11 protein-coding genes are annotated in these 13,511 nt (G+C 49.6%); 1 reads left to right on the top strand and 10 read right to left on the bottom strand.

What is annotated here, in order from left to right; all coding sequences use genetic code 11:
- Positions 1 to 63 precede the first annotated feature (63 nt).
- From EDM21_RS21455 to EDM21_RS21425, 7 genes are all read right to left on the bottom strand, one after another.
- Entirely contained in the window at positions 64 to 1,977 is a 1,914-nt protein-coding gene (locus EDM21_RS21455; protein ID WP_157338476.1) for an ATP-dependent DNA helicase, read from the bottom strand.
- Positions 1,978 to 2,164: 187 nt separating this feature from the next.
- Positions 2,165 to 2,521: a Rieske (2Fe-2S) protein gene (locus EDM21_RS21450; protein WP_157338475.1), complete on the bottom strand. Its 357-nt coding sequence runs from the start codon at positions 2,519 to 2,521 to the stop codon at positions 2,165 to 2,167.
- Between the two features lie 15 nt (positions 2,522 to 2,536).
- On the bottom strand, positions 2,537 to 3,592 hold the full coding sequence (locus EDM21_RS21445; RefSeq protein WP_157338474.1) for an amidohydrolase family protein: 1,056 nt from the start codon (positions 3,590 to 3,592) through the stop codon (positions 2,537 to 2,539).
- Between the two features lie 27 nt (positions 3,593 to 3,619).
- Positions 3,620 to 5,173 carry an extracellular solute-binding protein gene (locus EDM21_RS21440; protein WP_157338473.1) on the bottom strand — a complete coding sequence of 518 codons (1,554 nt, stop codon included), beginning with the start codon at positions 5,171 to 5,173 and terminating at the stop codon, positions 3,620 to 3,622.
- 70 nt (positions 5,174 to 5,243) lie between these two features.
- Positions 5,244 to 6,104, bottom strand: coding sequence for a carbohydrate ABC transporter permease (locus EDM21_RS21435; protein ID WP_157338471.1), 861 nt, complete (start codon positions 6,102 to 6,104; stop codon positions 5,244 to 5,246).
- Between the two features lie 14 nt (positions 6,105 to 6,118).
- Positions 6,119 to 7,012 (bottom strand): ABC transporter permease, encoded by an 894-nt coding sequence (locus EDM21_RS21430; RefSeq protein ID WP_157338503.1) that lies wholly within the window; start codon positions 7,010 to 7,012, stop codon positions 6,119 to 6,121.
- Positions 7,013 to 7,227: 215 nt separating this feature from the next.
- Entirely contained in the window at positions 7,228 to 9,501 is a 2,274-nt protein-coding gene (locus tag EDM21_RS21425; RefSeq protein ID WP_157338470.1) for a helix-turn-helix domain-containing protein, read from the bottom strand.
- A 431-nt stretch (positions 9,502 to 9,932) separates the two neighbouring features.
- Between EDM21_RS21425 and EDM21_RS21420 the strand changes: the two genes are divergently transcribed.
- Positions 9,933 to 10,358 carry a hypothetical protein gene (locus EDM21_RS21420; protein ID WP_157338468.1) on the top strand — a complete coding sequence of 142 codons (426 nt, stop codon included), beginning with the start codon at positions 9,933 to 9,935 and terminating at the stop codon, positions 10,356 to 10,358.
- A gap of 101 nt (positions 10,359 to 10,459) precedes the next feature.
- On the opposite strand, the gene EDM21_RS21415 is transcribed toward EDM21_RS21420, so the two are convergent.
- From EDM21_RS21415 to EDM21_RS21405, 3 genes are all read right to left on the bottom strand, one after another.
- Positions 10,460 to 11,383, bottom strand: coding sequence for a TauD/TfdA dioxygenase family protein (locus EDM21_RS21415; protein WP_157338466.1), 924 nt, complete (start codon positions 11,381 to 11,383; stop codon positions 10,460 to 10,462).
- A gap of 84 nt (positions 11,384 to 11,467) precedes the next feature.
- A complete protein-coding gene (locus EDM21_RS21410) occupies positions 11,468 to 12,274 on the bottom strand; it encodes an ABC transporter permease (protein ID WP_420850685.1) in 807 nt (268 codons plus the stop codon).
- Positions 12,275 to 12,353: 79 nt separating this feature from the next.
- Complete coding sequence (locus EDM21_RS21405) at positions 12,354 to 13,370, bottom strand: aliphatic sulfonate ABC transporter substrate-binding protein (protein WP_166542123.1); 1,017 nt, start codon at positions 13,368 to 13,370, stop codon at positions 12,354 to 12,356.
- Positions 13,371 to 13,511 lie beyond the last annotated feature (141 nt).

The raw sequence follows: 13,511 nt of genomic DNA, 5'->3' as shown, positions 1-13,511 counted from the left end.
ACTATACTGATTTCATGAAATTTGGTTTCATCTGGAGGAAAAATACAAGTCTTTCAAGCCGTCCTACGGCAGGAATGCCTGCACCTGTTCCTTGACGGCATCCTGATTCAGCTTAGTGCCGAAAATAGAGATGAAACCCTTGTCATCCCGCGAGCGGATCAAGCGTCCGATTCCTTGCTTGAGACGCAGCAGCATGTAGGGCATATCTACCTCTTCAAATGGATGCTCGGCATCCTTCCGTTTGGCAGCGAACAAGGGATCATTCGGCGGAAACGGCAGTTCCCAGATGATCACATGCGACAGGGACGGGCCGGGAATATCAAGTCCCTCCCACAGGGTCACGGCGCAGAGCACGCTGTGCTCATCATTCTGGAAAGCGGATATGAGGTGGCTGATTTCGGCGGAACCTTCGTACAGGAAGCGGTACGCGGCGGATTGCCCGCTGCTCTCAATCTGCTTCCTGAAACGGGACAGTTCCTCACGAGATGGGAACAGAATCAAGGCTCTGCCCTCGGTTTGCTTAAGCAGCTCCATCGCCCGCTTTAACTTGTCCTCCGCAGCAAGTGGATCCGGGATCAAGCTCGCCTTCATCTGTTCCTTGTAATCATACGGAGACGGTACCGAGAAGGACAAATAATGGTCCACGCCGAGATTTTGCGCTATAAAATCAAAAGAACCTCCGACAGATAATGTCGCGGAAGAGAAGACCACCGGCATTTTTTGCGAGAATACCCGCTCTTTCAGAACTTCCTTCACTCGCTTAGGCATAATAACCAAGGTAAGTCCGTCCACGCCCTCGGTAACCCAGGAGATCAAATGATCCGGACGCTTAAACAGCTCCAGGGCGATCTGGATCATTTCCAGATGCTCTTCCACGATTTTCAGCTGATAATCGTCCAAGGTCGATAAGCCGCTCTCGAAGACAAGTTCTTCCTCTATCGTATCAATCACATCACGGAACCGGTTCACTTCGCGCATCAGTTCCTCACTCAGCACGAAATCTTTACGGTCCGATGCCTCTACTGGATGGCTGCACTTGTCGAGTAGCGCAAACAGATTGTCGCTTTGGTCAATGGCTTCTTCAATCGCAACAGCCAGTGATTCACGGATTTCACCCTGCAAAAGACGCGTGACAATATTCTCAAAAAGCGTATGCTTCAGCTTATACGTCAATGCATTCTGGGCGGCTGTCTCCAGCAAGTGCCCTTCATCGAAGACGACGGAACTATGATCCGGCAGCAGAGGAAGCTGGCCTTCCCGTTTGCGGGCCTCATAGGTCCAGACATGCTCCATATAGAAATCATGCGAGCAGATAATGAGGTCGGCTGATTTCCGGTAATGCTCCCGTGACAGCGTCTGTCCGCAGCGGTGTCTCTGGCTGCATACGAGGCAATCCTGGAAAACATCCCAGCCCATCCGGTTCCACTGCTCGTCCGTGAGATCCGGATACTCTTTGCGGTTTCCGTACGGATGGAATGACTGCAGGGTGTTCGAGAAATGGACGAATTCCGGCAGACTCTCGTAAATATCCCGGTAGCCTGCGGCCTCATCCTCACCGGTACGCGCTTCATCCAGTTTGTTCAGGCAAATATATTGATCGGGAGACTTCCCCAGTCTCGCATCGATTGTGAAGTTCAGGTGCCGGGCTAATTTGGCGATATCGCCTTCCGGCTTGACAAGCTGTTCAATCAAAGACTCATCCGCACAGGCGATGATAGCCGGCTTTCGTGTATATCTGGCATAGGTGAGCGCGTACAGCAAATACACGAGCGTTTTGCCCGTACCGACACCAGCCTCGGCAAATATCGTTTTCTTCTCTTTGTAGGCACGTTCCAGCTGAAAGGCCATAAAAATTTGTTCATCTCTTACTTCAAATCCCGCTTCGGGTAAATGTTCATAAAAGACATCGGCAATCCAGTCGCTGGCTTGCTCGACAAAAGGGCGGGAAGGGTCGAAATTAAATGGATAAGTTGTCAATTGTGCGCGGCCTCCAAATCGTTCATAAACACATTCCTCCATTATACCGCAAAAGTTTGCGAAAGATCTCACCTTTCTTTATGGAAGTTTGAAGATTCCAGCCCAAGATATAAAAAAGATGGTTCCGCCGAATTCAGGAACCATCTTGTCGCTTATTCGAATAGGCCGGCATGAGCTTGACTCTCGTTTATTTGCCCAATACAATCCCGATCTTCCCGTCCGTCACCCGGACCTCATACGATTTTACTCTTACCTTGTCACTGAATAAAGATTTGCCCGTCTTAATGTCGAATTCCCAGCCATGCCAAGGGCAGCGGATGATTTCACCCTTCTTCGCATATTCGTATTCGTATACATCCGAGGGCATCGTGGTCCCGGACACATACCCGGCGCACATGGGCGCACCCTGATGCGGACAATAGTTGTTCAGCGCATAATAGTGTCCGCCGATCCGGTATATGCCGATTTCCCGCCCTTGCAGCTCAACGACTGCGTGTCCGCCTTCCGGAACATCAGCCGCATCCAGCACAATGTGAACCGCCATGTGGATCCTCCGTTGTTATAAGTTGTATAGTTTTTTGGCATTTTCATAAAAAATCTTGCGCCTTGCTTCCGGTTTGAGTCTGCGCAGGATCATGTCGGGCGCATCGAAATCCCAGTGCGGATAATCGCTGGAATACAGAATGATGTTCTCCGCGTCGAACATGTTGAACAGGTCGATGAGATGCTGCGGATTATCCGGCTCCTCAATAGGCTGCGTCGTCAGGAAGCAGTGATCGCGGATATATTCGCTCGGCATCTTGGTCAGCCAGGGAACGGTCGAGCGCAGCGCCTTGTAGTTCTTATCCAGCCGCCACATCAGAGGCGGCAGCCAGGCAATCCCTCCCTCGACCAATACGAGCCTCAGTCCGGGGTACTTCACGAACACGCCTTCGGTTACGATGCTCACCAGATGAGCCATGAACGTCTGCGACAGGTTCGTATGCCATTCGATATACCTCGCCGGGTATCCGACCGAAGTCGGGGCAGTCGAACTGCCCGCACCCTCGGCGCCCGGGTGGATAGCTACGGGCAGACCATTACGCTCCGCCGCCTCGTAGATCGGATGATAGTAGCGGTGCCCGAGCGGCGATCTGGCTGCACTGGAGATAATCACCTCCACGATGTCGGGATGCCCGCCGATGCGGTCAATCTCCCGCGCCGCCAGCACAGGGTCGAGTGTAGAGACGGCCATCGCGCCTTTGAAGGCGCGGTGTTTGCCCAGCCACTCGGCGATCAGAAAATCATTGTAAGCCGAGCAGATCGCGGCTGCAAAATCCGGGTCGTGTGTCGCTGAGATATTGTAGATGACACCTGTGAGGATGGCATACTCCAGATCGTACCGCTCTACGAGCTGCTTCACCATCAGATCGGGGTCCGAGCCTGCTTTCCCGCCTCCGGGCGGTATCGCATCCTTCTTCATGACCCCGACGGGTGAATAATAGCCCGAGCCTGCCATTCCGATACCGGATTTGGCTACCCGGGAGCGCCAGGGTTCAGGCAGGTAAGGCACCAGGGCAGCATCGTCCTGTTCATTGTGAACGTCCGCATCAATGACCTTGAAGCTTTCAGTCAACGGGATTCCCTCCGCTTCGTAGATGGATTATTTTTTGCCGTAGGTGCGGGTATAAGCGGTGTTATACATATTCAGCAGGTCATCCGAACCGAGCTTCTTGGCCTGATCGATAAACTGCTGATAAGTCGTATCATTGATCGGCGTCTTGCCGGTTACGAACTCCGTCAGTTTCTGCTCCAGGAATTTGTTAAGGTTGTTCAGCTTTGACTTCTCCAGTTCAAGCTCTTCCTGGGTCTTGACGATTTGCTTGGGAGCCGGAATAATGAACGGCTCGTATCTTTTGTTAATATCCTTGCTCTTATCGCTTAGCCCGCGTTCCCATACTTCACGTGATTTGGCGTTATCGAGCGTAATGAGGTCATACCAGACGCCCCAGTCTTTACGCAGTGTATTGAAAGGAGAAGCGCCGAATTCCTTCATAAACATCGGTTGGCCGTTTTCCTTCGTATACGTCTTGCCCTCAATTCCAAGGGAGAGGTAATTCGAGCCTTCTTCGCTCACCAGATAATCCATGAACTGGACCGCTCTGTCTTTGTCTTTCACTTTGGCCGAAATAGCGCGTCCGACCGCGCCGATTACCGGACGGGAGAATTGATAATTCTTCACGCCGTCTGCGGCAACTTGGGGAATCGCATCGAGTTCGTAGTCGGCCTTTCCCGCTTTACGGGCTTTTTCAGTCAAAGATTCCAGATCCGCTTTCCAGAAATAAGTCACAAGCGATTTGCCTGTCAAGATGCGCTCTTCCCACTGCGCTTGAGTGAGCAGCGAATATTCGGGATCGAGCAGTTTCTCGGTATATAGTTTATTCAAGAACGTCAAGGAATCTTTGTAGCCTTTGTGATAAGGGGCGAAAGCGTATTTATCGGTAGCCGGATCGATATTATAGAAGCCGTGAATGCCCGTAAAGGCTCTTCCGAACACGGTATACAGTCCCGTATCTCCCACGATTGCATTAGGAATCAGCGGATAGGAGGTTGGCTCCTTCTCTTTAAACGCTTTCAGGAACTGGTAGAACTCATCCATCGTAGTCGGCGCCTTGAGGCTGTATTTGTCCAGAAGGTCTTTGCGTGTATACCAGATGAAGTTAAAACCTTTGCCTTCCGCATCGCCTTCGATGACCGGGACCGTATAGATTCCGCCGTCCGCACCGGTAGCTACCGCTTTGGCTTCGGGATACTTCTCGAAGAAACTTTTCAGATTAGGCGCTTTATCCAGATAATCGTTCAGATTGAGAAAAATCTTGTCCGGACCATGTTCCCGGCCTTCTTGGGTGCTGACCTGAATGAAATCCGTCGTAGAGTTGGTTGCGATCATTATCTGCTTTTTCTCCGTCAGGCCCTCCTGACTTACGATCTGAAAATTCACCTTCACACCCGTCTTGGCTTCGATTTCTTTGAAAATTTCCCAATCCGTCCGTATTTTGCCCTCTACTCTGTCATAAGCCAGCCAGGAGAACGTAACCGGCTTCTTGGAATCCGTCCCTCCACCTTCACCGGCGCCGGCTTCCTTATCGGAACAGCCCGCCAATACCCCCGTCAACATACACGCAGTCAGGATCACACCTAATTGTCTCTTTTTCATGTTCCTACCTCCCTTTTTGATTGAGAACCACACGCGTCTGTCTATAGCAACAGATTCTAAGAATCTATAACTACCCTTTGATTCCGCCAATCATCGTACCCTGGATAAAATACTTCTGGATAAACGGATACACACACAGGATAGGCAGCGTCGCAATGATAATCATCGCGTATTTCAGCGTCTCCAGATGGCTCAGATCGCCTTCTCCCTGCACGTTGGTACCGGCAATGAGAATGTTGCGAAGCATAATTTGCAGCGGATACAAGTCGCGGTCATTCAGATAGATCAGCGCATCGAAGAACGCATTCCACTGGTTCACCGCTGTGAAGAGGCCGATCGTCGCCATAACAGGCATTGACAAGGGCAGCACGATCCGCAGCAGGACCTGGAACGATCCGCACCCGTCAATCGTAGCCGCATCTTCCAATTCTTCGGGCAGCGCTTCAAAGAACGTCCTCATGATGAACAAATACCAGGTACTGATCAGCGTTGGCAGAACAATGGCCCAAATCGTATCCAGCATCCCCAGCTTCTGTACCACGAGGAAGGTCGGGATCATCCCCCCGCTGAATAACAGAGTAAATGCAGCCATGAGCAGGATAAAACGGCGTCCGGGAAGCCACTTTTTGGACAAAGGATAGGCCATGGCGGCTGTTACAATAAGGGTAAGAACCACATGCACGAACGTGTAGCGGACCGTATTCCAGTAGCTCATCCACAAATCGGGATTGTAAATCAGGTTATTGTAGGCGATCAGTGTAATTTCTTTGGGCCAGAGCAGTACTTCTCCGCTCGCTACGAGCGCATTGTTAGAGATGGAAGCAGAGAATACGTACACCATCGGATAGACCATAACCAGGATAAGCAGCACCATAAAGATATTGTTGCAGATATCAAACACTCTCGAGCCCAGGCTTTCTTTGATTTTCATCTCGCTTCCTCCCCCTACCACAGACTAGTCTCGGAATACTTGCGTACGATGCGGTTAGCGGTAACGACCAGAACCAGTCCGATTACGGATTGGAACAACCCTACCGCAGTGGCGAAGCTGAAATCGGCATCCAGGATTCCGCGCCGGTACACGAACGTATTGATGACATCCGAGGTTTCATAGTTCATGGAATTGTAGAGGAGCAGAATTTTCTGGAACCCTGTTTCCATAAAATGGCCCAGATTCAGAACGAACAAGATGATCATGACCGGCAGCATACCGATGAGTGTAATATGGCGCATCTGCTGAAACCTGTTAGCCCCGTCCATTTTGGCTGCTTCATACAAGGTCGGGTCGATCCCGGCAATCGCAGCCAGGTACAGAATCGTGCCCCAGCCGACTTTCTGCCAAATTTCCGAACCGACGTAAATCGTCCGGAACCATTCCGGAATGCCAAGGAACATAATCGGGTCCATCCCGAAAATTTTCACCAGAAAATGGTTCGCAACCCCGGTTGTCGGGGATAAGAAGGTAACGAGAATACCGGCAATTACGACCGTGGATAAGAAATGCGGCATGTAACTGATACTCTGCACGAATCCTTTGAAAAACTTGTTGCGGAGCTCGTGAAAGAGAATCGCCAGAACAATCGGTGCCGGAAAGTGGAAAATAAGATCATACACGTTGAGCATAACGGTGTTGCGGATCAGCTTCCATGAATCCGGTGTTACATAGAAGAACTCGATGAAGTGTTTCAAGCCGACAAACTTGCTGTCCATAATGCCTCTGCCTACCGAAAAATCCTGAAAGGCAATGATGATCCCGTACATCGGCACGTATTTAAAAATGATGTAGTATAAAATTCCGGGAAGCATCAGCAGATACAAGGCTTTATGTTTCTTGAGCATGAACCATAGATGAGAACTTTTGGACACAGCCTCCACCCCTGTCTTTTTTTGGTAGCGTTTTCATAAACGTTTGACCACCGTAGGTCTAACTATATGCACCCGCTACCGGGGCGTAAAGCCGTCATATTTGGGGGCTGCTGCTTTTTTTACAACCCGCGCCGTTACGGGAAAATCCGGCTCTAAGAGGAAAATAAAGAGACACCGGAAAATAAGGGTTACTCATGCATCGTGCGGTACTTGGCAGGCGTTATGCCTTCGTATTTGCGGAACATGCGGATAAATGAATTCCGTCCCCAATACCCGACTTTCCCGGCAATATCCTCGATTTTCATATCGGTTTCCAGAAGCAGTTCTTTGGCCTTCTTGAGCCGGTACCGGGCAATATACTCCACATACTTCTCACCGACCTCCTCTTTAAATGTCCGGCTGAAATGACCAATCGACATATTCAGAGTACTTGCGAAATGTTCAATCGATAATTCTTCGTCATAATGCTCGTGAATATAGGTCAGAATGTCCGCGAATTTATTCTTCTTATCTTCGTTCTCACTCACCGGGAATAAGAGTCCGTGAATTTCCTGAAAACAGCCTCTCATTTCCTCTGCGGTCATGCATCGGTTCAGCTTCTGGAACAGACTTGCATAGAACGGAACATTAAAATCTTTGCGTTCGGTTTCTACCGCACGAATCCATGTGTTCAGAATATCCGAGCACAAAGATTTCACCTGCACAGCGGTAGCGTTCATCCGGATGCCTTCTTCCAAAGTATGAACCGCCGATTGCAGAATTTTGCCGTACTCCCTCGTCTTATACTGATTTAGAATATGGTTCACCTCTTGAACCGACAAGAAGCTGTCGCAATGAGCGGAGTCCGGCAGGCTCTCCCCGCTGCAAATTTCCACATCGGAATGAAGCCTTCTGAGCTGCAGGACAGTTGCCGCATGTTCATAGGACACGTGCAAATCTTCGATGGTATGAACAGTTTTCCCGATCCCGATCGTTGCTTTAAAATATTTGCCGTACAGCTGCAGCGCAAGCTTGATGATATTCGCATCTTCGTCCGGGCTCATATGAAGAAAAGGATCCTGGTGGACAATACAAGCAAGCTGATCCGGTTTGGTCTGGCACAGCCACAAGGTAGACGGCACAAGCTGATGAATACGTTCTTTGAGCTCCGCCATAAGGAATGATTTCGACGATTCGGAGAGCAGTTCGAATTCCTTTTCATGATGAAAGCTAATGCACAGTACCGTGCGGGCCGTTTTGGGACTGTATGTAAATTCAATCTCCTGCGCATAGGTTGCGATCGACAGAGCATCCCGGTACTGCCCTTTCAGAATCTTCGTAATAAAATGCTCGTGTACAATCGGCATCATCCCGTTTACAAGCTGCGATAATTGCTCGTTCTCTGACATAATCAGTCGGGAGTAGCGTTTGATGACGTCAAAATCATTGCCGCCGCTGTGTAAGTGTCCTCCTGCAATCCGGTGCGATCCGAGTCCTTCCTTGATCTCCATGATCGGTTTATAAATACGCCGGCTTAGATAATAGGAAACGACGCTTCCAAGAATCAGGAAGAAGATTAAGAAACCCCAGCTGATCATACGCGTAATTTCCGCCGGCTTCATTAGAGTCTGCAGGTCAATAATATTGAGGTACGACCAGGAATCATCAAACTTCGAAGGAACGAGAGAAAGCGCCTTCCCCCCTCTGACCCAGAATTCCGAATCCTTGGAGCCGGATATAATCTGCTGCGGAAGCACGTTCATTTCATTCATGGTTAGTCCCGCCTGGCTAAGAACCTGCCCCTGGCTGCCGACAATCGCCGTACCCGCCACCCAGTTCTGCTGAACATCGATGAGATTATGCAGTTTATCCTGCTGTACATTGACTACCAGGTACACGTCAGGTGTATTTGTATTGAACGGATAACTCATCAGAGAGGGAATAATGGCCCCCTGCGGCTCTGTGAAATTCATCATTTTTTTATGAGTCAGACGGGAAATAAAAGCAGTCTTCTCCTCCTCATTCAATGGATAGCGGGAATTAAAATAGTAGGCTTTGTCTGTATGCGTATCCGCATCGATCACCAGATCATAATGGACAAAATATAAATAGGCTTTCGACACGAGTTCATCCGACTGAAGTTTGATCAACTGCTCCCGCAGAGCATGAATCAGCTCGGTACGCTGATAATTGTCCGGCGAGGAATCTCCGGCTTCTTTCAATAGACTGCGGATATTTGAGGTGCTGAGCATGTTGATCATATTGGTTTTGAGAGCGCCCAATTCCGTATCCGTCTGCTCGGTAAAACGGTCCATAATGACGTTATTTAACTTACGGGCATCGTCTTCAATCAGCCGGACAACAAGAAAATGAGCAAGGGTGCAGGCAACAATGACCGGAATCAGGATGAGGACAAAATAGCTGGCATAATGCCGCCAGAATAAATTAGCGCGAATTGAAGTCATTTTGGGGAAAGGAAACATATGGACCACCACCTTTGATTAGACTGTCACACACAGGACAATTATGGGTTAGAAGACCAGATCAAGAAGCAAGATAATAAATGAAAACACATATGATCCCGTCCTGTTTACCCCCGGGTTCGGAATAGGAATTTTGAAAGGGAACACCGTTCGAGAAAGCGTTTTCACTGTAACTGTTATTTGTATTATATTTCCGATGAAATAATACTTCAATATCTTTATTTTTAATAAAATATTATTTCGGGCGGTGGTCGGCCTGTTTAAGAAAGAGACCTGTTAAAGTTAAAGATGTTGATTACAAATCCCACCTGCGAGAAATTACCTTTATTTGACAAAAATTTCGCAACTGATGTAAATTTACTTTTAACGAAACCATATAAATCTTCTATTAAAAAGTATAGTTTTATCAACGGTTACATTGGAGGACAATAATGAAGCGCTCATTTGTAGGAATTTGTGTTTTCCTATTCATTCTGTATAGTGTATTTTTCAATGTTTATCCTTTAATTAGAGGAAAATCTATTGCTGACAACTATTTGAATGATATCATGCAGGAAAATTACCATGAAGCTTCGCAGTATGTTAATCAGAGTAAAAATAACTCGACATTGGATCACGATCTTCAATTCTTGAAAAAAGCCGGAATACATCTTAGCGGATTTAAGGACGTACATATAGAAGCAGACGATGGATGGATGGCGGGAAAAGCAACCCTAACCTTAAATGATCACGGCTCTGAAATCGACTATCCCGTTTATATTATATTTGGCGGTAATCGATTAAATCCGTCTATCAGTCACTTCGAGAGTCTGGATAAGAACGAAAATCTCTCTCTCTGGTTATCAGCGAATAAATAAAGGTCTGCCGGATTGGTTACAATCCGGCAGACCTTTATTTATTCGGCTCGTGTACCAGACAGACGGACAACCTAATACACGAGCTGCGCTCACTACTGGAACTATTTCGCACTCACAGCCGCAGCCGGCACCGCACCGGGAATGACGCTCGTTTCACTCTTGCGGCCATCGATACTCACCGGAACCTCGCCTGCAATCGTCACGCGGCGGACAACCCGGTGCTGATCGCCGTAGTCGTTCACGGCGTAATGCTGCGTGGCGCGATTGTCCCAGACCGCCACATCGCCTTCGGCCCAGCGCCAGCGGACGGTGTTTTCCAGGCTCGTAATATGTTCCTGCAGCAGAGAAATGAGCCGGGCGGAGTCCGCCGCCGAGAAGCCGTTGATCCGTTTGGCGAATCCCCCCAGCACGAGCGTTCTCTCCCCCGTCTCCGGATGTACGCGTACAAGCGGATGCTCCGTTTCGTAGATCGTGGAAGTAAAGCTGTCCTGATACTTCTTCGCTCCTTCCTTGCCGAGTGTGCTTACTGCTCTGCTGCTGGCCGCATAATCGAATTCGTTGCTGTGCAGAACCCACAGCTTGTCGGCCAGCTCCCGCAGCTCTTGCGGAAGAAGTTCATACGCGGCCGCAGTGTTCGCCCATACCGTATCCCCGCCTGCTTCCGGAATCACGATCCCTCTGAGAATCGAAGCCGCCGGGTAAGCATCTACAAAAGTAACATCGGTATGCCAGACGTTTGCCCGGCCCCCATGAGTCGAATCCAGCTCCAGCACATAAGACGTGCCTTCCTTCGATTTAACGGTCGGATGGGCAACGGGAGTGCCCAGCAGCTTGGTGAACTCTTCCTGACCCGCATTGTCCAGATGATTCTGTCCCCGGAAAAAAATAACTTTGTGCTTCAGCAATTGCTCCCGGATAAAACCCACTGTACCTGCATCCAAATCACCGGATAATGTAATACCTTCAATGATAGCACCGATTCTTCCCGCAGCCGGGGTGACCTTCACTTGTTCTTGTTCACTCATTTTTTCTCCTCCTTTGAATTGGATAACATTGGGTAACAGTATCGTTAACAGTAAGCTTGAAAGCGGCAGCGGCGCTCTAGAGAGTTAACCTTTGTAATTATCGCGCCATCGGAGCAGCCGCTCTTCCAATTGACGGACTACTGAATCCGCCAGCTTACCGACAACTGCAAAAATAATGATGCCCACGAATACGGCAGTGGTTCTGGAGAATTGCCTCGCATCCTGAATCATGTAGCCTATTCCTTCGCTGGAGCCCATCAGCTCGGCAACAACCAGACCCAGCCAGGAGACGCCCAGTGATAACCGCAGGCCGAGCAGGACATTGGGCAGTGCGGATGGAAGCACCAGCTTCGTAATCTGCTGCAGGCGGCTGAATTCCAGCACTTTGGATACATCGAACAGCTTAGAGTCCACGTTGCGGACACCCAGAAACGTATTTACATATAACGGGAAGAAAGCTCCCAGGGATATCAGCAGGATCTTGGACATCTCCCCGAATCCGAACCACAAGATGAACAGCGGCGTAATGGCCAGATGCGGAACGGTTCGGAGCATCTGCAGAGTAGGATCAAGCATATACTCGGCTTTATTCCTGAGCCCTACCAGAAGTCCGGCCAGAAGCCCCAGTGAACCCCCGAGCAGAAATCCGTATGCGGCCCGTTTCACGCTTACTTGCAGGTGGCCAAGGAGCTCACCCGACTGCACCATTGCCGCGAACTCCTTGGCAATGCTCAGCGGTGAAGGAAATAACGTCGGAGACACGAGCTCAAGTCCGCTTAACGTCTGCCAGATTAACAAGGCGAGAAGCGGCAGCGTGAGTCCCCATAAGGCGATTTTCCATTTTTCTCCCCGTCTGGAGGAGGCTTTACGAAGCGCAGCTTCTCGATGGATCTCCTCTTCCAGTTCTTTCGCTTTCGCAGCCGGTGAAGACGGGTTCAACTGACCTAGTGCAGACATAAATGCCACCTCCTCATTTCGTCGGTTTCAATGTTTCGATTGCTGTGCTGTCCGTATTCTGTGTCACGTCGATTTTCTTCTTGATAAAGCCGGACTCCAGAAGAATATCAGCCGAAGCCTGCTGGATCGCCAAAATTTCTTTTGAAATAGGCAGATTCACATATTCGGAATTTTGAACGACCAGCTCAATCGTTGACTTGTCCGCCTTCTTAGTGTTGGCAATAAAAGAAACCACTTCTTCCCGGTGTTCCTTCTGGTAGTCGATCGCTTTCTGGAACCCTCTCAGAAAGGCGGCCGCCGCCTCGGGATGCTCTTGGATAAATTCAGTACGTCCTATAGTCAAAACAGGGGCTTGAATCTTCAGCGTTTCTCCGCTGGTGAGTACCCGTGCCCCGTTCTTCGCGGTTTGAATGCTTGTATACGGGTCCAGGCCTACCCAGGCATCCACCGCCCCCGATTCAAACGCTGCAATCGCCTCATCCGATTGAAGCTGAATAAGCTGAAAATCCGATTCCTTGAGACCCGCTTGCTTGATCGCCTTGATGAAGAAGACATGAAGAGTGGTCCCTTTCGCGATTGCGATTCTCTTCCCCTTCAGGTCAGCAAGGCTCTCGGCGGTGCTTTCGGCAGGAACGATGATAATGTTCAGTCCCTTCAATCCTTCGGACAGCAGAGAGAGCGTAGTCACCGGCAGGTTATTCGCTTGTGCGGAAATGGCTGCGCCGTCTCCCAGCCAGGAGAAATCGACGCGGCCGGCAGCCAGTGATTCCACCAGAGCAGGGCCGCTCGGGAACTCGGACCATTTCACTTCGCCGCCGATTTTGCTGAATTCTTCCTCGAACCAGCCTTTCTCCTTGGCGAGCAGAATCAGGCCGGTACTGCCGTTATTAGCCAGATTTACCGTATATTTCGCTTGCCCGCCGCTTGGACTGGAATCGGAATTAGCGGCAGTCTGAGCGCCGCAGCCCGTCAGATTGGCTATCCCTGCAACCAGAGCGAGTGCTATTAATGACTTTCGGAAGGTCTTCACAGCCCGTTCCCCTTTCTTACTAATATAGGTATCAAAAAAGACACCCGACAGCGCGCTAAGCGAGCCTTGCAGGGTGCCTCCAGTTAACTGGTCGGTTAGAAACTTCATATATCCTTATAAACACATCTAATTAGTCGGATT

Source organism: Paenibacillus lutrae (assembly GCF_009757775.1).
Classification (GTDB): domain Bacteria; phylum Bacillota; class Bacilli; order Paenibacillales; family NBRC-103111; genus Paenibacillus_F; species Paenibacillus_F lutrae.
The sequence above is the reverse complement of the archived record's forward strand: the minus strand, read 5'-3'. Positions and strand labels throughout refer to the sequence as shown.